The organism is Aliifodinibius sp. S!AR15-10 (assembly GCF_031569985.1).
GTDB lineage: Bacteria > Bacteroidota > Rhodothermia > Balneolales > Balneolaceae > JAMQKA01.
In genome coordinates this window covers 1-24,199 of the sequence record NZ_JAMQKA010000026.1, presented here as the reverse complement: position 1 = coordinate 24,199, position 24,199 = coordinate 1, and the positions used below count along the sequence as shown (strand labels likewise).

The following is a 24,199-nucleotide window of genomic DNA, read 5'->3' as shown; positions in this document are numbered from 1 at the left end:
GGTCGATTCTGTGTATAACACAAGGGAAGATCAAATGGTACAAAACCATTTAACACTCAATGATACCGTAAGTGATATCGTGAACCACCCGGCTTTCGAGGGATTTGGCGAACTGTTGTTGCCCTGGGAAAATAACTCATCTTATTACGATACCCCGTTGAGAAATGTGGGCAGGCTGATGCCGTATCACAGCAATGTTCAGCCTGAAGGGGTTCTTTCGGCACTTAATGATATGATTGATGAGGTCAGTAGTGGCAGAACCATATTCTATAATTTTTATTCAGAACAGCAAAAGCAACAGGATCCCTCAAAGAAACAAACCGGTCTCTTCCTTTTCAGGGGTGAACCGAGGGCTCCATTTGCGATCGTGTCCCCCGGCGGCGGATTTAGCTATGTGGGCTCATTACACGAAGGGTTCCCGCTTGCCCAAGAGATCAGTAAACAGGGACTTAACGCTTTTGTAATTAGATACCGAACCGGCAGTGGCCAAATAGCAACTGACGATCTTTCGGCTGCTATTTCTTACATAATCAATAATGCAGAAAAGCTCGGAGTCAGTGCAAATGGGTACTCATTATGGGGTGGCTCCGCTGGTGCCAGGATGGTAGGCAATATTGCATTACATGGAGTATCTGCTTTCGTGGACAGCAATCTTCCAAAACCTGCTGCAACCGTCATCGCATATACCGGCCAGTCAACGTACTCATCTGACTTTCCACCAACATTTATCACCGTGGCAGAAAATGACTGGATCGTAAATGTATCAGGTGTGGAACAGCGCGTACAAAATCTGAGAAATGCCGGGGTTGATGTAGAATACAGAAAGTATGAAACGGCCGGACATGGTTTCGGAACCGGTCAAGGTACAGATGCGGAAGGTTGGATGAAGCATGCAGTCAATTTTTGGGAAACCCATCTGGCGAACTAAGACAAGGCAATGCTTCCCAGGTACTTTATGCAATAAAATCTAAATCACTAAAAACAAACGTTATGATGAATCGAAAACTTGTAAAAATCTGCCTTAAAATACCCGCTGTGGTACTTCTTCTTACCATTTCGTCGACCGACTGGGTCATGGCACAGCAAAATGAAAGCATGACAGATACACAGCAGGAAATCATTAATCTCTCTGAAGAAAAATGGCAGTGGATGGCTGACAAAAACGTGGAGGCCCTGGCGGATCTCTTTCACGAAAAAGCGGAGTTCGTCCACATGGGAGGATCCTGGGGTAAAGAACGGGAACTCAACATTATTGAAAGCGGAGGGATCTGGTACAAGCAAACCGATATCCACGAGGTGTCGGTGAATATTATTGACAATACGGCCATTCTCTTAAACAGAATCACCCTGATTGCGGAAGTTGGCGGAAATGAAGTCACCAATCCATTTGAAGTTACCGAAGTGTATGTGAAACTGGATGATGGATGGAAGTTGGGTTCCCTGTCTTTTACAAAGCTGATGTCAGGGGGCGATGAATAGCTGGCAAAAAGTATAACTCACTACTCAAGAAAGAACCCTTTAAATATCACTTATTAAAATGAAAAAAGTAATAGCAGGATTAGTTATCATCATGAGTTGCGTAATGCAGGCTCATCATTCATCATTGTTTGCCCAGGGAACAGATTCCAATGCATCACCAACTGTTCGTACCGAGAACGGCGTTGTACGTGGCGTGACGGAAGGAGAAGTTTCAAGCTTCAAAGGAATTCCCTATGCTGCTCCACCGGTTGGCGAATTACGCTGGCGCCCGCCACAACTAGTATCTTCTTGGGATGGTGAGCTTGATGCAACCGAGTTTGGGGCAAATTGTGCTCAGGCCGGATGGGGAGCTGCGCCCGGGACCATTTCGGACGGCTCGTCAGAAGATTGCCTATATCTTAATGTATGGGCACCAGCCGAGGCCGAACCTGATGCAGAGTTGCCAGTTTATGGTATGGATCCACGGTGGTGCTTTTGTGGGCGGAAGTGGTGCCGGGGCTACAACCTCGGGAGAGGAATTTGCCAAACAAGGGGTTATCCTGATCACCTTCAACTATCGCCTGGGACGCCTCGGCCATTTTGCATTTCCCGCCTTGAGTGAAGAGCATCCGGAGGAGCCGAAGGGCAGCTACGCTTATATGGACCAGATTGCCGCACTTGAATGGATACAGGAGAATATTGCAGCATTCGGCGGCGATACGGATAATGTTACCATTTTCGGTTTCTCTGCCGGTGGCGTGTCGGTTCATTCACTCATGACCATACCGGCTGCAAGAGGTCGTTTTCATAAAGCAATCAGTGAGTCGGGCGGCGGTCGTGACGGGGTACTTACCGGCAGGCCGATTCGTGAAGATAATGCTGATCCCCTCTACACTGTTTCTGCTGAATCAATTGAAATAAACTTTGCCCATAAAAAGGGGATTGAGGGAACAGGTGAAGAAGCACTGGCAAAACTTCGCGACCTGAGTGTTGAAAGAGATTGTGGATGGAGGTCAAGAAACCGATGGAGAGGGTGGTCCACGCACCTATTCGGGTCCGATTCTGGATGGAGAACTGGTAGTAGAAACGGCCGAGAGTGCATACGAAGCCGGCAGACAGGCAGACGTTCCGCTTATCATCGGGAATACAAGTGCCGAAGTAGGGGGTAGTTTTGTAAATAACAGCAGCTCAAAAGAGGAGCTGTTTTCACTTTTTGGAGAGCTGGAAGATGAGGCGAAAGCTGCTTACGACCCCGAAGGCAACAAGGAGTTCGCTGAGGTTATCACAAAGTTTAATACCGACTGGGCATGGGGTGAGCCGGCCCGCATGACAGCAAGAGCTTTTGTTGATGAAGGCAATCCCGCCTATATGTATCTCTTTTCCTATGTCCCGGAAGCCATGCAGGAGCGAATGCGGTTTGGCGCCGGACACGGATCAGAAATCTCCTACGTGTTTAACAACCTGGAGGCCCGCAGGGGAGATACTGAACCAACACCTGAAGAACAAAAGTTAGCGCAGGTGATGAATACCTATTGGGCAAACTTCGCCAAAACAGGTGATCCTAATGGCGCGGGGGTACCTAAATGGCCCGTTTACAATACTCAAAATGAGGAGATACTCGAAATTGAGTCCGATGGTGAAACAGTCGGCAAGCCCGATCCCAGAGAAGAAAGACTGGATGTGATTAAAAAAGCCATTGAGAAATTTAGAGACCGTTTACAATCACGTGGTATTTAACCATTAAAAAAGAAACAATATGAAAAAACTTAGTACACGATTACTTATCAGTTTATTTGTGGCAGTAAGTTGTCTTTCACTCGATCTGAAGGCTCAAAACTCAGAACAGAGTCAGAGACTAAGCGAAAAGCAACAAGGTCTCATTCCGATTGCAGCCTACACAGCCATCGGAGACCTTCAAAGCTTAAAACCTGCACTACATAACGGTTTGGATTCTGGTCTGACAGTCAATGAGATTAAGGAGGCTATGGTACATCTCTACGCCTATGCCGGATTCCCCCGCAGCATTCGCGGGCTTAATACCTTTATGGAGGTCCTGGAAGAGCGTGAGGCTAATGGCATCCAGGATGAACGGGGCCCGGAAGCATCTCCAATCAATGATGACCGAAGCAAATACGAACGGGGAGTGGAAACCCTGTATGAGCTTACCGGTTCAGACTGGGGTAATCCGGAATCGGGCTACGGAGCTTTTGCTCCTGCCATTGACAGATTCCTCAAAGAACACCTGTTTGCCGACCTGTTTGAGCGGGATGTGTTAACCTACGCCCAACGAGAACTGGTGGTCATTTCCATACTCAGCAGCCTTGATGGTGTGGAGCCCATGTTGGGAAGCCATTTCAATCTTTCCCTGAATGTAGGGTTTACCCCCGGCCAGTTGAAGGAATTCGTAGGTGTTATTGAATCAACCTTGGGCGAAGAAAAAGCTGCAACAGCTCAATCCGTTCTGGATAACGTGCTGGACAACAGGTCTGATTAGGCTTCAAAAATCCGCAATCCACTATCCAACAATCATTAAATCAACCTTTGTCAACCATGAATTTTATACAACAAACGACTTCAATGTTAGTGATCGCTTTTTTACTGATGCCTGCACTCCAGGTAATGGCTCAAACTGAAAGCGATGAACATTATAATATGTCCACTATCCAGCCAAAAGGAAACGAGGTGTCCGGCGGCAATTTTACCGGTACTGTTTGGGTGAATATGATCGTAGAGCCGGAAGACAACTTAAACACCGTAGCCGGTAAAGTGATGTTTGAACCCAAAGCAAGAACCAATTGGCACAGCCATGCCGGAGGTCAAATCCTAATTGTAACTGATGGTGTAGGATACTACCAGGAAGAAGGGAAACCGATCAAAATTATCCGCGAGGGAGATGTGATTAAAGCACCGGCAAATGTACCCCACTGGCATGGTGGGTCTCCTGAGCAATCAATGACCCATACGGCCATTGTACCCGATTTAGATGAAGGCAGAACAAGCTGGGCTGATCCGGTAACGGACAAAGAGTATGAGATGGCCGATGGCAGTTAACATTTCTGATCAAGTCAAAAAATTTCATTTAAAAGCCTCATCAGTAGTAAAAAGATCAAACACTGCCTTTGAACGTACAATCAGACATTTGACGCATTCAAGATTATTTAAAACATCCATCCTGTTGATTGTTTTTAATATCATTGCATATCCGGGTTTTTCACAGGGAAATTCTAACGAAAAACTGGATGTCTCGGGTAGCATAAGTGTAATGAATGAGGGAATTTCCACTGTGCCATCACTGGCTCTTGGTGAGCCGGCGGCAATTTTTAATTTGTCAGTTGGAAAAAGATTTCGATTCGAACCGGAACTAAGATTCTCACTGGAAGGCAAGCCGTGGTCTTTCCTGTTTTGGTTTCGGTATGATATAGTCAAGAATGATAAATTTTCATTTAGAATAGGTGCCCATCCTGCCTATTCATTTCGAACCGTACCTGCTCTGATCGATGAAGCTGACCAATCAGAAGAAATCATCGAAGCACGACGATTTTTGGCCGGTGATATGAATACAAGTTATTCAGTTACCGAAAATTTTGATGTTGGGTTCTATTATTTGGGCGGACACGGTTTGGAATCATCCGTGCCGGACCAAACGCACTATCTGAGCCTGTACAGCAGTATTCCAAATATCTCTCTATTTAATGATCTGTACATGAGTCTGAGGCCACAGGTCTATTACTTAAAAATTGATGAGATCGACGGTTTTTATGTGGCCTCAAGCTTTGCACTGGGTATGATAGATATTCCATTTACAATTTCAACCACCATCAACAAAGTTATTGATAGCGAGATTGAAAATGATGACCCTCTATGGAATATCAGTTTAAATTACTCGTATCGTTTTTAGTAAAGAAACGAATTTATTCTTTGACACTATATTAACATGGCACGGATATTTATAACGGGATCTATTGCAGGATTAGGGTAATTGGCGGCCGAATCCCTGATCAATCAGGGACATGAGGTTGTATTGCATGCCTGCAACAAACAACGAGCCAACGATGCCGAAAAAGAAATTCCTGGTGCTAAAGCCATAGTCATCGGGGACCTTTCCAGCATGAAGGAGACCAAATCTCTGGCAGAAGATGTAAATGCATTAGGTGATTTTGATGCAATTATTCATAATGCCGGGGTTTATCGGGCTTCAGGTCAGGAGATCTTGACCGTAAACACATTAGCGCCGTATATCCTGACCGGCCTGATCCAAAAGCCAAAACGCTTGATCTACCTTAGTTCAGGGATGCATAAGCAGGGAGATCCTTCACTGGAGAAAATAAAGTTGGATGAAGGAAGCATCAGTTACTCTGATTCAAATTGCATGTGGTTCTGTTAACAAAAGCCGTAGCCCGTAGATGGCCGAACGTATATGCCAATGCCGTCGATCCTAGTTGGGTCCCTACGAACATGGGCGGCTCCGGTGCTCCCGATGATCTTCAGAAAGGGTACCAGACCCAAGTGTGGCTGGCTGTGAACGATGAGGGAAACGATAATGTTAGCGGCCGTAATTTCCACCACAAAAAAGAAGCAGATTATCATCCCCAGGCAAATAACCCTGCCGTGCAGGACAAATTCCTTTCTCTCTGTGAGCAAGTGACGGGCGTTTGTTTTCCCGTCAATAAGAAATAATCGATAACTCTACATTACCCAACAAACAAGAGTTGAGGCAGCAGGTAATCTGAGCAATTTTATCCAAATAATACAATGGAAATGAATTTAGAAGACATTAAGCAGTTTTTCTGCGAATTGATTAAAGAGTTTTTTCGAGAAAAAGACCGAAGAGTTCGATGCTGTTTTAACTGTAGCTGTAGCAAATAAATGAAGTTGCTAACTTCCTCTATTTACACAATCTAGCATAAGTTACTAGTTTCCTTGTGACTCAACCAGACTACCAGGGGGGCAATAAAACTTGTAATTAAGGAGTTAACTAACGTATATTGTGGGAAATCCCAATATGGGGTATTGTTACCCCGCAATGTAATAGAAGAAAAATAGACCGTTAGCTATGAATGCTACCGAAAAGAAAAAGGAGTACGATGCCAAACTCGACTCCAAAAAACGCCTGACTATACGAGGAGCCCGTACAGAGTATTACCATGTCACTGAATTTGAAGATGGATCTGTTAAACTAAGTCCCCGGGAGTTAATTCATCCCGATGAGATTTCCAAGCGTACGTTGGAGATGATGGACAAGGCGATGAAGAACCTTGAAGAAGGTAAGGTATCAGAGCCAGTGGACATGGAAGAACTCGAAAAGCTGCTTGAGGAGTAATCGCACCATATGTTTGAAATCTTGATGGGAGTCCCGGAAATGAAGGAGTTTTGGGACGGTTTAAAGGCCCGTAAAAAGCAAAACCAGTTAAGCGGGGATGAGAAAGAATTATTTAAAAAGTTTGGTAAAGCCATTCAGTTTTTAGCGGCCGATCCCCGGCACCGGGGACTGCAGACACATGAAATTGAAGATTTAACGAGAAGGTACGGCCAGAAGGTGTTCCAATCATATCTCGGACAGGGCAAGCATGCCTACCGCATGTTCTGGGTCTATGGTCCAAATAGAAAGCAAATAACGATTATTGGCCTGGAACCACATCCAGAAGATGCTAAAAGTGGGGCGTACGATCGTATTAAGCTTTCTGATCTGCCGAATCTTTAAGATCTAGGTCGTAGTCTGCCTATCTGTGTAATAGTCGTTTAAAGACAAACATTCCTTGGTGCCATTTCATGTATCATCATATGTTACATCAGCATAGCATAAATGTCGATTTATCGAATAAATTTGTTCGAAAAGAGTAGTCATAAAATAAGCAGTGCCTGCCCATTTTAGGCAGGCACTGCTATGAAGTACGCCCGGTAGGACTCGAACCCACAACTTTCAGATCCGAAATCTAACGCTCTATCCAATTTAGCTACGGGCGCTTACAGTATATGTCAGGTTAGCTACATAATTTTTGCAAGTATGTCTGACTGAGTAAAACCAAAGAACAAAAAGCTAGCTGTTATCCTATTCCAAGCGTCCCTTATTGCAAGCATTGCCACTGGATTGTCTGACTGGCCTGTTCCGAAGTCATAACAAGATAGGCCAATACGTTCTGTATAACTGTATTTTGACTTTTTTTGTACTACCATTTGTACCACCGGGCAGGAACACTGTGAAAACAATTCATTCTAATAATGAGTTTTCGATCTATCAGCTGATTATGGAAATAGTTCAAAAGCGCGTTTATGGGTTTTATATCCTGATTTATAATTGGTATGTACCCACTTATGTGTAAACTATTTATGTCTCTGAAATATTTAACCCACCTTAATTTAAATTTGGTATATATTTTTTCCTTCACTACTTAGGTATAAGCTGATGATTATTAATTTGCTAAACAATCTGACTTAATCGACTTTACTTGGTGGGCACTACTGATGTCTAAGTCTTTACAAGAATTCCTTCAACAAATCCATACAGTGGAGAATGAGATCCTTGAGGAATACGCTTCTCAGTGGGACGAATATACTGAGCCACGCAAAACTTTGGTAACTGAGGCAGGTAAAACAGAGAGGTATCTTTATTTTGTGGTCGAGGGCATTCAAAGATCATACTATATCAATGAGGGGAAAGAGCACGTCATTGCCTTTACTTATCCTCCTTCTTTTTCTGGAATTCCTGATTCATTTCTTGTCCAGAAACCTTCGAAATACTACTTGGAAACAATAACAGAGAGTCGATTTTTACGCCTTTCCTATGAACGCCACCAACAGTTGATGGAGAAGTATAGGCCAATAGAAACCTTGTTCCGTAAAGCAATCGAGAGGATTTTTATTGGTGTCCTTGAGCGACACTATGAGCTTATGGCCTATACTATTGAAGAACGTTTCAAAGCTTTTATGAAACGAAGTCCCCACTTGCTCAATATGGTACCCCACAAGGATTTGGCTTCCTATTTGCGGATCGATCCCACCAACTTCAGCAAGCTGCTCTCATCAGTTAGGCTATGAATCTTGGTATAGACCAAGGACAAAATCGTTGTGATACTGCATATTAGCTCTCGAAGGCGAGAAGGTTGAGGCTGATATCCATAACCTGATCACAACAATTATGGCTGAAACACCAGAAATACCAAACTGGGTCGATCAAACTGAGTATCCTTTTAAGCATCAGTATATTGACCCTGAAGCGGGATATATGCACTATGTGGACGAAGGGGAAGGCGACATTATCCTGTTTGTACACGGGACGCCTACCTGGTCGTTTCTCTACCGGCACTTCATTACTGCATTTTCAAAAGGTCACCGCGTAATCGCCATTGACCATATTGGGTTCGGGCTTTCTGAAAAACCCAAAACGTTTGCTGGGCAACCGCAGAATCATGCCCAAAATCTGGTCGAATTCATACGGAAAATGGATTTGCATGAGATTACTCTTGTAGTGCACGACTTCGGCGGACCCATCGGGCTGGCTGCGGCCATCGAACAAACGGAGCGAATCAAGCAGTTGGTGCTGTTCAACACATGGCTTTGGGAAACGGCATCCAACAAGGAGGCCCAAAAAGTGGGTCAAGTTATCAACTCGTTCTTGGGACGGTTCATCTATCTGAGACTGAATTTTTCTCCCCGGTTATTGCTAAAAAAAGCATTTACAGAGAAAAAGTACCTGTCCGGTCATATACATCAGCAGTATATCAAGCCGTTTCCGAATAAACAGTCCCGGCTGGCGCTGTACAGGATAGCTCAATCTCTGGCGGGTAGTTCTGACTGGTACCAGCAGCAGTGGCAACAGATTTCAGCTCTTGAAAATAAACGCTGGCTCATCCTGTGGGGTACCAAGGACCCGTTCTTCAACATCGACTTCCTAAAAAAATGGTGGTGGCGACTACCGCAAGCAGAAGTACATACTTTTGATTGTGGACACTTTGTGCAGGAAGAACGAACGGGTGAAGCTATTTCGGCCATGTGTGACTTCTTGTATCCTGAAGTGAAGTTAGCTTGCGAATAACCTCAATCAAATACCATTTAGCCATGAATCAACAACTATTTTACACCAATACCCTGTGGCCGGAAGTAGCCGTTGTCTCAGTCCTTTTCACACTGGGACATATTTTCTTGGGCCACTTCGAAGAGCGTACCTCCAGTTGGAGAAAATTAGCCAAGTACCTGCTAACACTTACCGTGGTCTGCCTGTTTTCTGTTTTCTTCGGTCGCATGGTCGGATTTTCTGTCCTGGGCCTCTCCCTGTTGCCAGTACTGTTTATCCACCTGTATCTATTGCCCTCCAATGGGATCAACGGGTGGACCGGGGAACCGAAAGAGAAATACTACGAGTTTCGCGGCTGGGACAAAAACATTTTCAATCGGTAACAATCTCTCTTAACAGGCTTAAAGATGTCGTTTTTTTTCAATTACCGGTGTAGAGCCGGATTTATATTTCAATCGCAACCTTAACTCAAACGCAAACTAAAATACCAATACCATGAATACCTATTTAACCGAAAATACCGAACTGTTGTTTGAAGAGCAGCTTAACTTGACCAATATAGCCGAATACGGCATCAAGTGGAGTGAGTTGACAAGCGGAAAGACCGCACCCGGCCCGGAAGGTGCCCGTTTTGACCTTGACTTCGAAGGTATTGTAGACGGCCCAAACATCAAGGGTAAAATAAAAGGAACAGACTACCTTGAAGTCCGGGCTGACGGCAAGTTCATGCTGAACATTCAGGCGGCTGTTATCACCGATGATGGGAAACGCATTGCTGTACGGGAAGATGGCATTCTCTATCCCGGTGAGAACGGGCAGGCCCACATTCAGCTCAACCTGCAGTTTACCACGCACCATCCGGAGTACAACTGGATGAATAACGTACAGGGATGGGCTATCTGCGAAGTGGATATGCAGCGCGGAGAAGTAAACGTCAAAGTCTATAAAGGCAGCTTCGAGTCCGTAACCGAGGCTGCATAACCATAACTTAAAACGGATACGTAATGAAAAAAGTAAACTTGAACAACTTGGAACTGACCGAATTCACCGGTAAGGACGATCCCGGTCAGCATTGTCACGCAACTTTTCCTATGTTTGGGGCCCACGGAACCAAATCAACGGCGACCGTCTACTTTGAACTGGATCCCGGCGACGCACTGGGCCGCCATACCGACAGTGCAGAAGAATTGCTGCTGGTGCTGGAAGGCGAGGTAGAAGTTGAGGTTGGCGGAGAGACCGGGCCTCTTTCAAAAGGAGAGATCGCCCTGGTTCCGCAAATGATTCCCCACAACCTGATCAATACAGGGAAAACAAAAGCCAAGGTATTGGGCATGTTCGGGGGAGCCAACAACATTGTGGCTACTTTCGAAAAAACCTGGCTTCCTACCGATTCAAATACAGTGGATACCGCCCAAATGGCTGGCTGAAGACCTCTATTATAATAAAAAGGGGACAGTTGTCCTGACGGGTGTCCCCTTCCTTTTCAGTAGCAAAGGGCCAAAACATAATTGAACCCATAACTTAATATCCGACAACTGCCATTATGAATTACCTGTACTGGCTTATCCTCGGCATAATTTTAGGAACGATTCTGCTTTACAATGTCAGCTCAAAGGGCAAAAAAGATTCAGAGAAAAGAATGTTATCGATTGGATTGATTGTTGCTGCAGGTTTGTATCCAGGCTTTGCAATAATATGGGGTAATGGTACCTGGGTCCTGGTTGAGTTAGCCGGAATCCCGATATTTGGCAGCTTTGTTTGGCTGGCAAACCGGTGCTCCTACAACTGGCTGGCTATCGGTTGGGGGTCCCATACTGCCTGGGACGGACTCATTCACCTTTTCGGACCTGGCCGGGTTATCGCTCCAGAGTGGTATGTTGTAACCTGCATCTCTTTCGATCTGATTCTTGCCGGTTATATATTGTTTTCTGATAAATAGATTTGTTAAATAACCGGTAAATTGCTTTGTATCTCAACCAGCTTGTAACTGAATGTGATCTCTTCTTTAATAAATGAATTGAATCTTTAACGGACCTCATCTATGACTATAGAAGAAACCATCTATATTGATGTGCCCCTGAATAAAGTGTGGAACATAACCGTAGATATCGAGCGATGGCCGGAATGGAATCCCTCTATCACTGCAGTCAGACGTCTTGACGATAACCCGTTTGGGATTGGGAGTATTGTTCGAATCAAGCAACCTGGTCAACCCGAGTCTGACTGGACTGTGACAGAATACGTACGCGAGAATCGTTTTACCTGGGAAACCCATCGGTCCGGCTTGCGAATGGAAGCGACACACTTTGTACAAGGGGAAGAGTCTGGAACATTGAACATACTCCGGTTACAGGCATCGGGAATATTGGCTATACTGCTTTGGCCGGTGCTTCGGGTTGCCATACGCCACGCCCTGAAAAAAGAAAACCAGGGACTAAAATTCAGGTGTGAAAGAATTACTTAATTTTGGAAAAGATGTAAAGTAAACTTTGATTTCCAGTATTTTTTATGGATCAGATTTCTGTTTGGTTATTGAATTGCACTTTTTATTTATCCGGTCGAAAAAAACACCATGTCCCAAGAGTTTTAGAAGAAATGAAATACTCTTTAACTTTATAGCCATGGTGTTGATAAAATGGGACATTGGAAGGGTCTTCGGTAGTTAGCGTTACTCCAGTGGAATCCGGATCGTCATACGACATCTTATGCACAGCCTCAAGCAATTTGCTACCAAGACCCCGGCTCTTTAATAAACTGCGAACTCCAATCATATTAATGTGATAGTGGGGAACTCCTACTTCAAATTTACTCCAAAGCTTGCAAAGGGCCTTATAACGATTCTGTGCATCTTGGCCGAGTTCATTCCAGATGTATTCCTCAATTTCCTCTAATCGGTCATCAGTAGACCTGTCATGAGGTGAAGTGACGGTGACACAAGCTAAGAGAACTCCATCATGTATCACACCCAATATGGGTCCTCCTTTCATAATCCGCTTCATGACAAATAGCTTTATCAAAAGGCTTAAACGGTAGTCGTATTTTTCTCCCGCATTTCCAATAACGAATCTCATCACAGGTAATCGTAAAATGCATCACAAAAAACATCCAATATTTGAGATATGTTAGATTCATCGAGCCTTTTAATAGGCGAATCAATCTTATTTATAGCATTCATTATTAGAGGTCAAAGATTTAGAGATTGTAATAAATTTAACTTTACAGATTTGACCGGGGTCGATTTTATACTGTTTTCACAGCCCCTGGTTCTTTAAGTTGGACGAAATAGCATGGGTTAATGTAAACGTAACTCCCGGCGTATCTTGGTAATCATCTCTTTCGGTTCATCTGTTTTTGTTGTCAAAAAAATGTGCAGTAAGTTCCGCTGCTCTTTTGAGAATCCTACTTTTTCGAGAGTACGGAACAACAATTTTTCGCTTGGAATCTTTCGAACGGGAGTTTTCCATCCTGCCATTTCCAGCCAAAACCGGATAATCCCTTCACCAGGATCATTCGGATTCAACACCTCTCCCAACAGGCGATTTACCAATGCTCCATCCTTTCTATGGATCATGACGGCCCCATCGGTATGTTCTAATTCAAATGCGCATCATTGATCATCCATGCTTTCTTACGCAGATCTTCAAATGGTCGGTTAAACCGGACAGCCTTGACTGGCACATCAAAGCAATATTCCGCACGCCAGGTTTCAACATCAAGACGTTTCAATGTAAATGAACCTCCAACCTCATGAGCAGAAGCTGGCAGGGATATAGCCATCACAAGGAGAAAAGCCCATAATTTCTTCTTGATTGAAAAATAAATTGTTAGATTGATCGAATTCATGTTATAGAAAACTAAATGTTTAGTCCCCCACAACACACTGGCAGGGGACCACTAAGTTATTCATCCTGAAAAGATTTGAGTCCGGGTTGACCGGGCTTCATGCTTTCAAGGATTTTCTCATGGACCGGCGGTTTACCCCATACGGGATTTGATCCAAAAAAGGCCCATGGTACCAGCTTGAACGACATGGAGGCTTTATTCATTATGGGCCAGTCTTCCGGACGCACTATATGTGACTTGCCCATTACGTACCAGAGTACCACATCCGTGTCTTTGATATCACGATTCTTTTTCGTCCATTCCGGGAGCCCGGCAAACTGCTGATCACTGGGAGGATACAGGCCGGCGGGGTAGATCTCATCCTTTTCATAGGGTGTCACCCAGAAATGATGCCAAAGTACCCGGGCACGGTTCGAAAGTGATGATCCTTCAAGAGCTAATGGTACGGTACCCTGTTTGGGAACCAGCACATAACTTGGGTTTTGGCCAAATTTTCCACCCTCCTTGTCGTTATTCAATACCCTCCACCGCCTGCTGCTGGGCGCATAGGAATCTCTCATCGCTTCATGCTCGGTTTCCAATACCTCTTTTTGAGCTACTATGGCATTGCGATAGGGGTTTCCGGGACCGGGGGGCACAGCAATATTATTCAATTCTTCTACTGTATTGTTGAGTCCGTCTACATCCAGATCCAACCGCCACACGTGCCAATGCTGATGGTTGTTCGCCTCCACGTTGGGATGCACAACTACGCCGTAGGGAGAGCCGTTGTAGTGTTCATCATCCGGAAAGGAATGGTCGTCTTTTCGGTCTACACTGTGGATGTGGACAATGCCCTGCAGCTCGTTATTGACCTGGATGGTCCCGTCCTCTTTAAAGATCCATTCAAATCCATAATCGTAATTCCCGGCCGTTATATAATATTTGATAGAAAGGTTAGTGGCTCTTCGCCCGACTTTTTCATGGCGCCATAGGGCTCCTCCGTACCCTTCGAAAATGGCCACCGCGCTGTCAATAACTACCGGATTACCCATATCATCATGAACCACCGCGTCTATGTAAGTGGCATTTTCCGGGGCATCGGCACCTGCGTTGAGCGGCCGGTTTTTTTCCTGGAAGAACCGGTATTCTCCCTGGTCAAAATAGTTGTTCGAGGCTTCATCCAGTTCTGGAGAACCGTAATTGACCACCATTTCAGCGATCGATCCGCGGTACATGATATAGCGCCATTCTTTTTGAAAAGGATCAAAATACTGCACGTCATAGATGACCAATCCCTCCCGGTTATGGATACCGTACCTGAACTTCCAGTAAGGCGTTGTAACCTGGTGGCCGCGGATGGTGTAGTTTACCCCATCTGGCTGCTCAATGATAACAGGATTCAATACAGGTAGAGTCGACTCCAGGCTGTCGGGATCAAAATATTTGAGATCCGTTTTTTCGCTGTATCCATCTCCTTCATCGATCACTTTCAGCACTTTTCGGTCTGATAGGTCAACATGGGCATATAACCCCCGAATACTTATCTTTGTGTCTTTGAAGGAAGCAGATACAATTAGCTCCCGGTTTCCCTCGGTGTTGAGGCTCATATCGGCAGCATAGTCGCCACCAAACTCCACTTCATCGGCATTGACCTCGCGTTTTATTAAAGCCTGTTGAATCCGGGGATCCTCCAAAGCAATTTCGGTTGCGATAGAATCCATCTCGAAAGTACCCACCGGCTGTTTTCCAATGGCCAGCTCATAGGAAACCAGTTTCTCACTGTTCAAGTCGACGATCGCTTCATAGATTCTGTTCTCCGGATAATCATAGATTGAAGCAAATGCCTCGCGAGTGAATTCTTCCCCTTTTTCGTAGGCCAAAACTTCATGTTTGTCTGGCTCGTTGAGGAAGATCATGCCAAATGCGACCTCGTGATTCTCTATTCGGTCCGTGTCAATCTTGCCGGCTTTCTCGAGAACCGATCGTACAGTTTTTATTTCCTCAGCACTCAGTGGATCAAGTGGGTGATTATTGGATTCATTTACTTGTCCATGGGAAGTATGAATGCTGAGTAACAGGAGAAGAACTGTGATTAATAAATGATTGATAATACTACTTTTCATGATATTTTAATTCTTATAATGACTATTAACTGCCAGCCGGCCCCTTTTCCAATTTTAGAACGTATGGATCTGGAAGCTCGGCCGGCAGGTTGAGGATGTATAGCCGTCTGGGCTATTCGTCTAATTCATGGGCAGTTGAAAAAGCTGGAATGCTTGACGGTTCTTCAGCTTCTACAACTGCAGGTATTGGGCTCTCTTCCGGTTTATCAGTCATCCTGAAAGAAACCACGGTGACAAGAAGTGCTCCGGCCGTTACGATTAGGGCCCTTCCACCATATTGCCAGTGTGCCCCGGCGAAAGCGAAATACAGGGCTACCAGTGTGGTAAGAATTCCCACCGCTGCTGCAACTGTAATCCATGAGCCCCGGAAGGCCTTCTTAGTGTTCGGATTAAAGGAACGGTTTATAATTACCAGCACGTGGAATACTACATAAAGAAGGATCCACAGGTAGGCAGCCGAGTACAGCCAATCGATAACCGCACTGCTATACAAAGCCGGAAGCAGATAAAGGAAAAATGTCAATATGGTTGCTGCAACCGGTGTACCGAATTTCGGGTGCAGCTTGCCAAAAAACCGTGAAAGCGGACCAAAGAAATTTCCATCGCGTGCTACACTATAGATAATGCGCGGCATCGCTGCAAAGGCTACGGTAAGCGTTCCTAAAGTAGCTGCAACCGAAGCTAGAGCCATCAACGAGTATCCTACATCACCAAACATGAGCTGCCCTACCGCCAGCTGGGGGGCTTCACCGTGGGCTCCTGCAGCACCTTCTGTGGCATTTTGCCATACTGAAAGCGGGGCGGATCCTGTGACACCAATCCCCATTACCAGCGAGGTAGCAAGAATACCAACGAGACCAAAAATGAGCCCGCGGGGTAATGATTTTTGGGGATGCTTTACCTCTTCGGCCAGCGAGCAAGCAAACTCAATGCCCACAAAACTCCAGAAAGCCAATGCCAGTCCGGCTGTGAGAATTCCACCTTCGCCAAACCAAAGAAGGCCGGCTGAGCCGGTTTGCAGGTTGACTGCACTCCATGCCCCGGTATCACCCCAGCCCATGAATCCGGCCAGCCCAAAGAACCAGCGGATCCCCAGCATAAACAGCAGTAATCCTGCACTTACCCAGGCAGTTGTTTTAATTCCCAGAATATTGGGGATGACCGCCATCACACTGAGAATGACAATAAAATAGCGGATATCCAGTTCCGATTGGAATAGTGCCTGCAGGCCAAATGCACCTGCAGCGGTTTCTCCTGAAGCTGTAAACCCAAACATGCCGAAAAAGGCAAGTCCTACAAAGGTGCCCCAAAATTTTCCTTTTCGTCCGCTGAAGATGGCACTCACGTAGTCATACAAAGCACCCGCCCGCGGGTAGGCAACACTCAGCTCTGCCGCCGAAAGGCCCAATAATAGGTTAATTCCAAAACCAAGTAACAGGGCTATTGCGAATCCCCATCCAAAGGAGAAATAACCCGAAAAGTCTGTAACCAGGGTGCTGGCAGCAACCACAAGGGCTACACCGGCCACCATCACTTCCCAGGTACCGATATGTTGTTTCATGTTTTTGTTTCTAAGTTTATTACTCATTGCTTTTCAATTTTATTTATTTCTATTTCTGATGAATATTATTTAGAAGCTTCAACCTTTTGTGTTTTGTCTTGTCCCGAAACTGTCGCCTCGCAGATTACCTGGAGATGGGTATGATCGGTACCGCAGCATCCGCCCAAAACTATCAGGTTGGGAAGAAGCGTACTTAACTTCCGGTATCCCTCGGTAAGCCGCGACTTGTCGCCGGTATCCAGGGTGTCTGAAGCGTCCAGCTCGGCGTGACTTTTTGTGGAGGCATTAGCCCGCACGCCGCGAATACGGGATTTCCAGTTACCTTTTTCCTCTAGCACATGGATAAAATGCTCAGGATGGGCACAATTAATCATATAGTGCTCCGGATATCCGTCCAATTCCGCATCCACTTTTTCGATGGCGGATTTCAGCGTTTCACCGTTGGGAAGCCGCCCGTCGGTTTCCACTGTAAATGAGATTACGGCCGGAATATGGAGTTCCCTGGCAGCCAGAGCAATGCCCAGGGCTTCATCGCTGTAGGTCATCGTGATGGCCGAGGTGATATCGGCATCGGCCAGTGCAAAGGCCTGGATTTGCTCAAAGTGATAGGCCTTGGCTTCGGCGGGGGTCATACAGTCTCCGGCGATATAGCCGTCTCCCCGGGGTCCTACGCAGCCGCTTAATACGACCTTCGATGAATCGATGGTATGGGAAGCTAGGAGACTCCGTAAAAACGTTACGGCGTTGCGGTTAATGGCATTCAATTCGTCATTTGAATAGCCTAGTTTGTACGCCCAATCGGGATTGGCTCGCCAGGTGGGAGTTTCCAGGATAAAGTTCAAGCCCTTCTTCTCGGCAAGGTCGAGGTAGGGAACATAATATTTGGCCATCTCCTCTTTGCCCTGCTCATGGGTTAGCAGCTCAAACGCCGCAAAATGATTGAGCTTGAGTCCCTGGTGATAGATAAGGGTCGTTTCCAGGCCGCCATCGGCCAGATAGAAATCTTTTTGGAATATGTTATTTGTAGTCATGGTATTGTCCTTTAGGGTTATGAATGTTGATGGTTTTTTTCATCATGACGTTCATCCCTAAAGGCGTAAGTTCTCACCTTACGATGTAAGTGGGGACAGCCTTACAGACTTAGCAGTAAATTGGTTGCCTGTTTGCAGCAGTATTTTTTAAGGGATGGCTTCCTGAAAAGGAAACCATGAGATCTTTTAAGATTGAGAGCACTTAATTCATTAAACCCTCAGAAAGGCAGAAAACTATGGATCGATTTGTTCCTTTAATGCCAGAAATCCAACAAGACCCTTGGGCAGGAGGTTTTTATGGTAGGAGTCCAACAGATACACATTAAAACCAATCTGTTTTAACGATTCTTCAATTTCGGATATATTAAGTAGTTGAAGTTTATGAACTTCGAAATCCCGTTCATATTGACTCCCCTTCTTTCTGAAGGTCGTAATATGTCTGGTTAAGATATTGTTTGAATGGTCGGTGTCTGTTTCCATGAGAACTGCCCATTCGGCATTTGTTGAAAATGTTTTTTGTGAGCCGGCTGATGGAGCACGTGCAGCCCCGGCAACATCGAAAAGAAAACATCCGCCCGGCTCCAAAGCCTCATACACCCTCTCAAAAAAGCGGTGCCGTTTCTGCCTATCATTTGTTTCGTCAAAGATGTAGTTCATCACCTCTCCAATCGCAGCTACGGCGGTGCATCGAGGAATATAATACGTAAGAAAGGACTCCTTATAAAACTTCCCCTCCGGTACCCGGGATCTTGCCATTTCAAGTAACGATTCGGAAATGTCGATACCGGTCACCTCAAATCCTGCATCGCTCAATAACCGGCAGGTGATGCCGCTGCCGCAACCGATATCAACAAACCTCCCTTTATGAATGCCCGCCTGCTTTAAGGAATCCAACAGAAAGTGAGCTGCATCTTTGGCAAGATGACCGAATCCGGCATCGTGTATGAAAGCCAGGTTTTCTTTGTAAGCCTCTTTCATCTTTTATTTTTTCATTACGAAATCCAGCTCGATCAAATCCCGTAATGGAATGCCATGATTGCCGACTTTCGGGATCATTGGTTTTTTTTGCCTGACCCTGTCCATCGCATCCGGATATACGGTTTTGATCCTAAAACCGACCTGTTGATACAATTTCAATGCTGTAATATTATCATTAGTCGTAACCACATAAAGGCGCGAGATGCGGTTATCCTGCGTATATTCAATTAGTCTTTTGATCAATCTTTTGGCAATGCCCTTTCCCTCCCGCAAGGAGTGAAGATATACCAATTCACATTCCCCACCGTCCTCAGAAAATAGTAATACTCCTGCCGTCTCCCCATCTTCATAAGCAATAAATCCGTCAAGCAGATGAGCCTCTCTGTATTCTTTGTGCGTGCTGATAATGTATTCAGAACTAAACACAAAGGAAATATCCTTTTTCACAAAATCAACGTGCTCGTCCTTTTTTTAATGATCGAAATTATAAGAAATCATACAGCATGGAATACCAAAAATTATCAGTTATAAACCTCCCAATGTTCCTCCTGCTCTGGCTCATAGGAACAAAAGGTTCCGGTTTTTATGGAGTTTGAAAGGTGTTTACCCAAGACTGGGTGTTCCTTTTCGATTTTGGCAATCGCACTCCGAATACGCCAGGTGACAGCTGAGCGTGCCCGTTCAACCGTATCACCTTTCACCCGGGGAGAACCGTCGAGACCCAGCGATTTTGACAAATGCTCAACTAATTGCTCATACTCTTCCTGCAACTTCCCTGCCTTTTCAAAATCCTGGTGATTTTCAGCTTCTTCAATCTCATTTTGAAGCGTACTGATTTTTTGCCTGTACTCAGATTTAGCCTGCTCATCAAGAACCCTCTCCCCTTTAGATAGAACAGCCGTTCCCATCAGCTCGCAGCAGTGAACGGGAGTTCTTATGTTTTGCATCAACATCTTTAGATTGACAAATCCTTTTACAGCTACCAGTTGCACTGTTTTTCCTCCATATGTGAATTCCCAAAAATCCGGACCTTCTTTTATCGATTGGGGTTGATCTTCTGTCAGAACGGGAGCTTCGTGTTTTTTTAATTCAAACTCTCCATCAGTAAGATAGGTCCAAAAATTTTCGAGACGTGTCTGATTCCGGTAGGGATTGACGGCACTCATCCATTCAATCGCTTCCTGAATAGTTGCATTTTTGCCGCGATTAATGAGCCTGTTATATTCATCGAGAAATTCATTCAGGCACTCCTTCATCTTTTCCTGATTCCCGAGCTCGTACCAGGCAGCAGCACAGTACGCTTTATAATCGGCAAATGGTATAGAATCAGAACGATTGGCAAGTTCAAGTGCTTCCTTGAATCTGCCAAGTTCAAATAGGATTACAGCACCCGCAGGATGATATATTTCACTTGCTACAGGATTGAGACGCAATGCTCGTTCATAGAGCTGAAATGCTTCTTTATGATAGCCAAGATAATTGAAGCAAAGAGCTATCCGAACAAGACTTAGCGAGTCATTAGAATTTAAACGAAGTGATTTGCGCAAGTAATGTTCGGCTGTCTCAAAAGCATGCTGGTAAAGAAATACCCGGCCCAAAATATATGCCGCCACGTAGTTCTGCTCATCCAGTTCAATCGCTTTTTTAGCCCATTCAAACGCACCGTTCTGACTGAGCTCCCAACGGTCCCAAAGCTGGCAGCTCCATTCGTTGAAATAGGTGAGCGACATACCGGAATAAGCCAGTGAGTAATTCGGATCAATTTCAAGCGCCTGTTGAAAAAACTCTCTGGCCTTCAGGTCGCTTTCAACAGTTCCCTTTTTTACCTCTTCAATGCCGTACAGCCAGCATTCATAAGCTTTTAAATCCGTTTTCTGTTTTTTGGGGATCTGTGAAATCAGATCGTAATTCATCTGTTCCTGAAGCATTGCCACCACTTTACGCAGCAACTTTTCCTGCAGTTCCATCAGTTGACCTGCCTCTTCTTCGAAACGGTCGGCCCATACCAGTCGGTGAGTATCACTTTCCAAAAGACGGACATTAATCCGAATTTTTTCTTTGTCGGTTCGAAATGTACCGCTGACGAAATAATCGGTGTGCAGATCATCAAAAAATGTTTGCCAATCTTTAGTATCCGGCCGCAAATCTTTGACCGAGTCAAAGGCAATGATCTCAAATTGCCGGAACCGGGAAAGCTCGGTTATAAGATCGATACTGAATGATCGACAGAAGATATCTGCCTCCTCTCCAGGCGTCAGATTTTCAAAAGGCAAAACCGCTAGCGCTATGCGTTTTTGATATTTTGAATCACCACCCATAAAACTATTATTGCCCCAATCCTATAGGTCACCTCTAAAAGTTGAATGCAACCTAATGCAAATGAGAAACATTCGAAGGGTCTCAACTGTTGTTACGTGTATTCTAATTGCTTGATTTTCGAATTACGTTGCTTTCCTAATATCAACCAGTGTAAACAAAGTTCAATATAGGATACTAATTAAAAATCTAACAAAAAATCATTACTATTGCATTAGACCGACTTTTAATAAGATGGATTTATCCCTTCCCCAAATAATATTAATTCGGTATCTAAATGTTCGGATCGTACTTAACTGCCAAGAAATAAAACTTAGTTGTCGTTACGCAGCGAGTCAAGACGTATCAACAAGAGACCCTAAATTATCGCCAAAAAATATACGGAAAACAGAACTTCATAGAGATTGCTTAGAAAAGTAGTTTATATGTCTGGTAAAAAAATGTCTCCGTCCCAAGCTATAAGAAACGTTCGCCTCACATTGTAAGGCCGAACCTTACGTCTGTAAGGGTGAGCAGTTATCATTGAATGACTGGTCGTGTCGTTCGACGAGATTGCAAAGCAGTTATCAAAGAATCACTACCTGACGAATAGGGCTACTTTTGAAATGTGACTGATTTCAACTAATTAATTAATTGAATTTGAATCGCTCAGACTTAAATCGGAAATAATATAATGACAAACAAACTAACCATACGATCTGCTAAACCTTCGGATAGGGCTCTCCTGCTTGAGATATGGCTTGCATCCGTTCGGGCCACCCATACTTTTTTATCCGAACAGGAAATTCAAGAGCTTTTGCCCCTTGTCGAAGAACAGGCATTGCCAGCTCTTGAATTATGGGTCTTACTTTCCGGTGAAGAAATTATCGGATTTGCTGGCCTGGCTGATAACAATCTGGAAGCCCTTTTTCTACATCCTTCACACTTCGGAAAAGGCGGAGGGAAAATGCTTGTAAATCATGCCCGGCAGCTAAAAGGAAGTTTGGTTGTAGATGTCAATGAGCAGAATCCCGAAGCTATCAAATTCTATAAATCAGTTGGGTTCGAGGTTGTTGGCCGATCAGAGACAGACTCCGGTGGACGTCCGTATCCTATTTTACATATGAAAGAAGTCATTCAGGAGAAATAAACTTTGATACAATAATAAAAAATTCCACAAGATATCATCTGTACCGGGACCTCTCACATATTACATGTGTAGTCACCCCCCTTTTATATCTCTAATAGCATTTCTTTTTTGTCTCGGTGGCCAAACCTGTCCATGGTTACAAAGTGAAGTAATGTCTTTATCCAGGTTTTTTCCAGATTGTCTAACCTCTCGACGTGCCATAAATATCTCCTATTTTTACTTCCTTCGATTATAAGGTGATTGATTGGTTGGTTTCAATGAAATATTCAATTCTGATGCTTTACTTCGAATCGCAGCTGGAGTTCTACCTATAAACTGAACACTATCCAGCCTCCCGCATTTACCGAGGATAAGGATTCAGAAGACACTGATTGTGTATTGTTTGACGCCAATGAGGATGGAAACCTGGATCTTTATGTGACCAGCGGTGGAAATTCCTATTCACACGGAGCGATGGCACTGTTGGATCGTCTGTATTTTGGAGATGGTAAAGGCGGATTTGCCCGGTCAGGCCAGATGCTCCCCAGTTTAAGCTCTCTGGCTAGCACAGCTACCGTTGAGGTCGGTGATTTCAATGGTGACGGTCACATGGATCTGTTTGTTGGAGAGCGTCTACAGTTATTTGCAGTGGGATTGCCCGCCCGTGGTTTCCTTCTGGAGGGCGATGGGAAGGGAAGATTTAAAAATGTAACGAGTCAATGGGCGACTGATTTCTCTGAATTGGGCATGATCACCGATGCGGCCTGGACAGATTGGGATTTGGATGGTCGGGAGGATCTGGTAGTGGTGGGGGAATGGATGGGAGTACAGGTATATCAAAATACAGGGAGTCAACTTAAGAATATCAGCGGGGCACTGGGTTTATCAGACACGCTTTCGGGATGGTGGAATGTAGTGCATCCGGCGGATCTTAATAAGGATGGACGTATGGATTTGGTTCTTGGAAATCACGGGTTGAATTCCCGATTTGAAGCTAGTCAAGATCATCCTGTTAAAATGTGGGTTGGTGACTTTGAACGAAACGGGCAAATAACCCAGATTTTGAGTATGCCTAAAGATGGTAAAGACTACTCTGTGGCACTCAGACACGAGCTTTTGGAACAAATGCCATCACTGGAGGAAAAATATCCTAATTATGCCAGCTATGGTGGTCAGACTATTCAGGATATTTTTAGTTCGAATCAACTTGCTCAAGCTCAGCAGCTTCAGGCTTCGGAACTGCCCAGCATTATTGTCTGGAATAAGCCCGATGGAGTCCAGGTTCAACGGCTACCACTTCGCACCCAATTTTCACCAATTTATGGAATATGGAGTGGGGATCTAAACGGGGACAACTTCCCAGAACTACTGATGGGAGGTAATATGCATGAAGTTAAACCAATAGCTGGACAATATAATGCCAGCTATGGAGCAGCTTTGAGTACAGATGACAGGGTTTTTACTACGTGGAGATCAAGTGATACGGGATGGTTTATTCCAGGAGCAACTCGTGATATCGCCAGCGTGAAGATGGGTAACGGGAACACTTTATTGGTAGTTGCCCGAAATAATAATTCACCGATGGTTTTCCATATCATTTGCACATACCTAAGCATACATTTCACAGTGACCCCTCAGGTCAAACATTTTTTACGAAAGCTGAAGGAGAAAAAAGATTTAAAGATATCCTGAGTTCAAGTAATAAGTGCAACACGTAGGAAGACCTCAGGGGCGCGCCCCTGAGGTCTTCGGCCAAGCGGGTTATATTCGTGTTGCTTATGCAAGAAT

General features: G+C 44.8%; 29 protein-coding genes, 1 tRNA gene and 1 pseudogene. 21 read left to right on the top strand and 10 right to left on the bottom strand.

All coding sequences use genetic code 11. The features are described 5' to 3' along the window. Positions 1-34 precede the first annotated feature (34 nt). From NC796_RS16080 to NC796_RS16030, 12 genes and pseudogenes are all read left to right on the top strand, one after another. Positions 35-928: an alpha/beta hydrolase gene (locus NC796_RS16080; protein WP_310685837.1), complete on the top strand. Its 894-nt coding sequence runs from the start codon at positions 35-37 to the stop codon at positions 926-928. Positions 929-1,074: 146 nt separating this feature from the next. Beyond that, a complete protein-coding gene (locus NC796_RS16075; protein ID WP_409070389.1) occupies positions 1,075-1,479 on the top strand; it encodes a nuclear transport factor 2 family protein in 405 nt (134 codons plus the stop codon). Positions 1,480-1,537: 58 nt separating this feature from the next. Then, positions 1,538-1,867 (top strand): annotated as a pseudogene (locus NC796_RS26850) (carboxylesterase family protein); the annotation flags it as partial. A 61-nt stretch (positions 1,868-1,928) separates the two neighbouring features. Continuing rightward, positions 1,929-2,627 (top strand): carboxylesterase family protein, encoded by a 699-nt coding sequence (locus NC796_RS26845; RefSeq protein WP_409070387.1) that lies wholly within the window; start codon positions 1,929-1,931, stop codon positions 2,625-2,627. Then, positions 2,518-3,195: a carboxylesterase family protein gene (locus NC796_RS16065; protein WP_409070388.1), complete on the top strand. Its 678-nt coding sequence runs from the start codon at positions 2,518-2,520 to the stop codon at positions 3,193-3,195. Before NC796_RS26845 ends, NC796_RS16065 begins: the two co-directional genes overlap by 110 nt. A gap of 19 nt (positions 3,196-3,214) precedes the next feature. Then, positions 3,215-3,952, top strand: coding sequence for a carboxymuconolactone decarboxylase family protein (locus tag NC796_RS16060; RefSeq protein ID WP_310685834.1), 738 nt, complete (start codon positions 3,215-3,217; stop codon positions 3,950-3,952). Between the two features lie 56 nt (positions 3,953-4,008). Continuing rightward, positions 4,009-4,509, top strand: a complete 501-nt coding sequence (locus tag NC796_RS16055) for a cupin domain-containing protein (RefSeq protein ID WP_310685833.1) — start codon at positions 4,009-4,011, stop codon at positions 4,507-4,509. A gap of 88 nt (positions 4,510-4,597) precedes the next feature. Then, the gene (locus tag NC796_RS16050) at positions 4,598-5,356 is read left to right on the top strand and encodes a hypothetical protein (protein WP_310685832.1); all 759 of its coding nucleotides are present in this window, start codon (positions 4,598-4,600) and stop codon (positions 5,354-5,356) included. Positions 5,357-5,437: 81 nt separating this feature from the next. Next, a complete protein-coding gene (locus NC796_RS16045; RefSeq protein ID WP_310685831.1) occupies positions 5,438-5,842 on the top strand; it encodes an SDR family NAD(P)-dependent oxidoreductase in 405 nt (134 codons plus the stop codon). Continuing rightward, the gene (locus tag NC796_RS16040) at positions 5,830-6,135 is read left to right on the top strand and encodes a hypothetical protein (protein ID WP_310685830.1); all 306 of its coding nucleotides are present in this window, start codon (positions 5,830-5,832) and stop codon (positions 6,133-6,135) included. Before NC796_RS16045 ends, NC796_RS16040 begins: the two co-directional genes overlap by 13 nt. 376 nt (positions 6,136-6,511) lie before the next feature. Next, positions 6,512-6,778 carry a hypothetical protein gene (locus tag NC796_RS16035; protein ID WP_310685829.1) on the top strand — a complete coding sequence of 89 codons (267 nt, stop codon included), beginning with the start codon at positions 6,512-6,514 and terminating at the stop codon, positions 6,776-6,778. A gap of 9 nt (positions 6,779-6,787) precedes the next feature. Continuing rightward, positions 6,788-7,159 carry a hypothetical protein gene (locus NC796_RS16030; RefSeq protein ID WP_310685828.1) on the top strand — a complete coding sequence of 124 codons (372 nt, stop codon included), beginning with the start codon at positions 6,788-6,790 and terminating at the stop codon, positions 7,157-7,159. A 189-nt stretch (positions 7,160-7,348) separates the two neighbouring features. On the opposite strand, the gene NC796_RS16025 is transcribed toward NC796_RS16030, so the two are convergent. After that, a tRNA-Arg gene (locus NC796_RS16025) sits at positions 7,349-7,422 on the bottom strand. A gap of 498 nt (positions 7,423-7,920) precedes the next feature. Between NC796_RS16025 and NC796_RS16020 the strand changes: the two genes are divergently transcribed. The 7 genes from NC796_RS16020 to NC796_RS15990 all read left to right on the top strand — a co-directional run bounded on the left by NC796_RS16020 (position 7,921) and on the right by NC796_RS15990 (position 11,933). Beyond that, entirely contained in the window at positions 7,921-8,493 is a 573-nt protein-coding gene (locus NC796_RS16020) for a cyclic nucleotide-binding domain-containing protein (RefSeq protein ID WP_310685827.1), read from the top strand. Between the two features lie 100 nt (positions 8,494-8,593). Then, the gene (locus tag NC796_RS16015; protein ID WP_310685826.1) at positions 8,594-9,490 is read left to right on the top strand and encodes an alpha/beta fold hydrolase; all 897 of its coding nucleotides are present in this window, start codon (positions 8,594-8,596) and stop codon (positions 9,488-9,490) included. 23 nt (positions 9,491-9,513) lie between these two features. Then, positions 9,514-9,852 carry a hypothetical protein gene (locus NC796_RS16010; protein ID WP_310685825.1) on the top strand — a complete coding sequence of 113 codons (339 nt, stop codon included), beginning with the start codon at positions 9,514-9,516 and terminating at the stop codon, positions 9,850-9,852. A 112-nt stretch (positions 9,853-9,964) separates the two neighbouring features. Further along, a complete protein-coding gene (locus NC796_RS16005) occupies positions 9,965-10,450 on the top strand; it encodes a DUF3237 family protein (protein ID WP_310685824.1) in 486 nt (161 codons plus the stop codon). 23 nt (positions 10,451-10,473) lie between these two features. Then, positions 10,474-10,896 carry a cupin domain-containing protein gene (locus NC796_RS16000; RefSeq protein ID WP_310685823.1) on the top strand — a complete coding sequence of 141 codons (423 nt, stop codon included), beginning with the start codon at positions 10,474-10,476 and terminating at the stop codon, positions 10,894-10,896. A 116-nt stretch (positions 10,897-11,012) separates the two neighbouring features. Then, positions 11,013-11,408 carry a DUF6010 family protein gene (locus NC796_RS15995; protein ID WP_310685822.1) on the top strand — a complete coding sequence of 132 codons (396 nt, stop codon included), beginning with the start codon at positions 11,013-11,015 and terminating at the stop codon, positions 11,406-11,408. A 102-nt stretch (positions 11,409-11,510) separates the two neighbouring features. Then, positions 11,511-11,933 (top strand): SRPBCC family protein, encoded by a 423-nt coding sequence (locus tag NC796_RS15990; protein WP_310685821.1) that lies wholly within the window; start codon positions 11,511-11,513, stop codon positions 11,931-11,933. Between the two features lie 82 nt (positions 11,934-12,015). On the opposite strand, the gene NC796_RS15985 is transcribed toward NC796_RS15990, so the two are convergent. The 9 genes from NC796_RS15985 to NC796_RS15945 all read right to left on the bottom strand — a co-directional run bounded on the left by NC796_RS15985 (position 12,016) and on the right by NC796_RS15945 (position 21,305). Continuing rightward, positions 12,016-12,540 (bottom strand): GNAT family N-acetyltransferase, encoded by a 525-nt coding sequence (locus tag NC796_RS15985; RefSeq protein WP_310685820.1) that lies wholly within the window; start codon positions 12,538-12,540, stop codon positions 12,016-12,018. A gap of 221 nt (positions 12,541-12,761) precedes the next feature. Beyond that, complete coding sequence (locus NC796_RS15980; RefSeq protein ID WP_310685819.1) at positions 12,762-13,040, bottom strand: hypothetical protein; 279 nt, start codon at positions 13,038-13,040, stop codon at positions 12,762-12,764. Positions 13,041-13,060: 20 nt separating this feature from the next. Beyond that, positions 13,061-13,312: a hypothetical protein gene (locus NC796_RS15975; protein WP_310685818.1), complete on the bottom strand. Its 252-nt coding sequence runs from the start codon at positions 13,310-13,312 to the stop codon at positions 13,061-13,063. Between the two features lie 56 nt (positions 13,313-13,368). Next, complete coding sequence (locus NC796_RS15970) at positions 13,369-15,417, bottom strand: hypothetical protein (protein WP_310685817.1); 2,049 nt, start codon at positions 15,415-15,417, stop codon at positions 13,369-13,371. Between the two features lie 112 nt (positions 15,418-15,529). Next, positions 15,530-17,005, bottom strand: coding sequence for an APC family permease (locus NC796_RS15965; protein ID WP_310685816.1), 1,476 nt, complete (start codon positions 17,003-17,005; stop codon positions 15,530-15,532). Between the two features lie 38 nt (positions 17,006-17,043). Then, positions 17,044-18,009, bottom strand: coding sequence for a homocysteine S-methyltransferase family protein (locus tag NC796_RS15960; protein ID WP_310685815.1), 966 nt, complete (start codon positions 18,007-18,009; stop codon positions 17,044-17,046). 234 nt (positions 18,010-18,243) lie between these two features. Further along, positions 18,244-18,987 (bottom strand): methyltransferase domain-containing protein, encoded by a 744-nt coding sequence (locus NC796_RS15955; RefSeq protein WP_310685813.1) that lies wholly within the window; start codon positions 18,985-18,987, stop codon positions 18,244-18,246. A gap of 3 nt (positions 18,988-18,990) precedes the next feature. Further along, complete coding sequence (locus NC796_RS15950) at positions 18,991-19,434, bottom strand: GNAT family N-acetyltransferase (RefSeq protein ID WP_310685812.1); 444 nt, start codon at positions 19,432-19,434, stop codon at positions 18,991-18,993. 74 nt (positions 19,435-19,508) lie between these two features. Continuing rightward, entirely contained in the window at positions 19,509-21,305 is a 1,797-nt protein-coding gene (locus NC796_RS15945; protein WP_310685810.1) for a hypothetical protein, read from the bottom strand. A 671-nt stretch (positions 21,306-21,976) separates the two neighbouring features. Between NC796_RS15945 and NC796_RS15940 the strand changes: the two genes are divergently transcribed. Together NC796_RS15940 and NC796_RS15935 are read left to right on the top strand one after the other, a co-directional pair. Next, positions 21,977-22,432 carry a GNAT family N-acetyltransferase gene (locus NC796_RS15940; protein WP_310685808.1) on the top strand — a complete coding sequence of 152 codons (456 nt, stop codon included), beginning with the start codon at positions 21,977-21,979 and terminating at the stop codon, positions 22,430-22,432. Between the two features lie 378 nt (positions 22,433-22,810). Then, a complete protein-coding gene (locus tag NC796_RS15935) occupies positions 22,811-24,103 on the top strand; it encodes a VCBS repeat-containing protein (protein ID WP_310685807.1) in 1,293 nt (430 codons plus the stop codon). Positions 24,104-24,199 lie beyond the last annotated feature (96 nt).

Excerpts from the sequence above, each read along its gene's own strand:
- NC796_RS16005 (WP_310685824.1), top strand. The coding sequence starts at position 9,965 with ATGAATACCTATTTAACCGAAAATACCGAACTGTTGTTTGAAGAGCAG.
- NC796_RS16055 (WP_310685833.1), top strand. The coding sequence starts at position 4,009 with ATGAATTTTATACAACAAACGACTTCAATGTTAGTGATCGCTTTTTTA.
- NC796_RS15960 (WP_310685815.1), bottom strand. The coding sequence starts at position 18,009 with ATGACTACAAATAACATATTCCAAAAAGATTTCTATCTGGCCGATGGC.
- NC796_RS16080 (WP_310685837.1), top strand. The coding sequence starts at position 35 with ATGGTACAAAACCATTTAACACTCAATGATACCGTAAGTGATATCGTG.
- NC796_RS16010 (WP_310685825.1), top strand. The coding sequence starts at position 9,514 with ATGAATCAACAACTATTTTACACCAATACCCTGTGGCCGGAAGTAGCC.
- NC796_RS15990 (WP_310685821.1), top strand. The coding sequence starts at position 11,511 with ATGACTATAGAAGAAACCATCTATATTGATGTGCCCCTGAATAAAGTG.
- NC796_RS15995 (WP_310685822.1), top strand. The coding sequence starts at position 11,013 with ATGAATTACCTGTACTGGCTTATCCTCGGCATAATTTTAGGAACGATT.
- NC796_RS15940 (WP_310685808.1), top strand. The coding sequence starts at position 21,977 with ATGACAAACAAACTAACCATACGATCTGCTAAACCTTCGGATAGGGCT.
- NC796_RS16075 (WP_409070389.1), top strand. The coding sequence starts at position 1,075 with ATGGCACAGCAAAATGAAAGCATGACAGATACACAGCAGGAAATCATT.
- NC796_RS15975 (WP_310685818.1), bottom strand. The coding sequence starts at position 13,312 with ATGAATTCGATCAATCTAACAATTTATTTTTCAATCAAGAAGAAATTA.
- NC796_RS15965 (WP_310685816.1), bottom strand. The coding sequence starts at position 17,005 with ATGAGTAATAAACTTAGAAACAAAAACATGAAACAACATATCGGTACC.
- NC796_RS15945 (WP_310685810.1), bottom strand. The coding sequence starts at position 21,305 with ATGGGTGGTGATTCAAAATATCAAAAACGCATAGCGCTAGCGGTTTTG.
- NC796_RS16015 (WP_310685826.1), top strand. The coding sequence starts at position 8,594 with ATGGCTGAAACACCAGAAATACCAAACTGGGTCGATCAAACTGAGTAT.
- NC796_RS15980 (WP_310685819.1), bottom strand. The coding sequence starts at position 13,040 with ATGATCCATAGAAAGGATGGAGCATTGGTAAATCGCCTGTTGGGAGAG.
- NC796_RS16030 (WP_310685828.1), top strand. The coding sequence starts at position 6,788 with ATGTTTGAAATCTTGATGGGAGTCCCGGAAATGAAGGAGTTTTGGGAC.
- NC796_RS16035 (WP_310685829.1), top strand. The coding sequence starts at position 6,512 with ATGAATGCTACCGAAAAGAAAAAGGAGTACGATGCCAAACTCGACTCC.
- NC796_RS15970 (WP_310685817.1), bottom strand. The coding sequence starts at position 15,417 with ATGAAAAGTAGTATTATCAATCATTTATTAATCACAGTTCTTCTCCTG.
- NC796_RS15955 (WP_310685813.1), bottom strand. The coding sequence starts at position 18,987 with ATGAAAGAGGCTTACAAAGAAAACCTGGCTTTCATACACGATGCCGGA.
- NC796_RS15985 (WP_310685820.1), bottom strand. The coding sequence starts at position 12,540 with ATGAGATTCGTTATTGGAAATGCGGGAGAAAAATACGACTACCGTTTA.
- NC796_RS16000 (WP_310685823.1), top strand. The coding sequence starts at position 10,474 with ATGAAAAAAGTAAACTTGAACAACTTGGAACTGACCGAATTCACCGGT.
- NC796_RS16020 (WP_310685827.1), top strand. The coding sequence starts at position 7,921 with ATGTCTAAGTCTTTACAAGAATTCCTTCAACAAATCCATACAGTGGAG.
- NC796_RS16060 (WP_310685834.1), top strand. The coding sequence starts at position 3,215 with ATGAAAAAACTTAGTACACGATTACTTATCAGTTTATTTGTGGCAGTA.
- NC796_RS26845 (WP_409070387.1), top strand. The coding sequence starts at position 1,929 with ATGGTATGGATCCACGGTGGTGCTTTTGTGGGCGGAAGTGGTGCCGGG.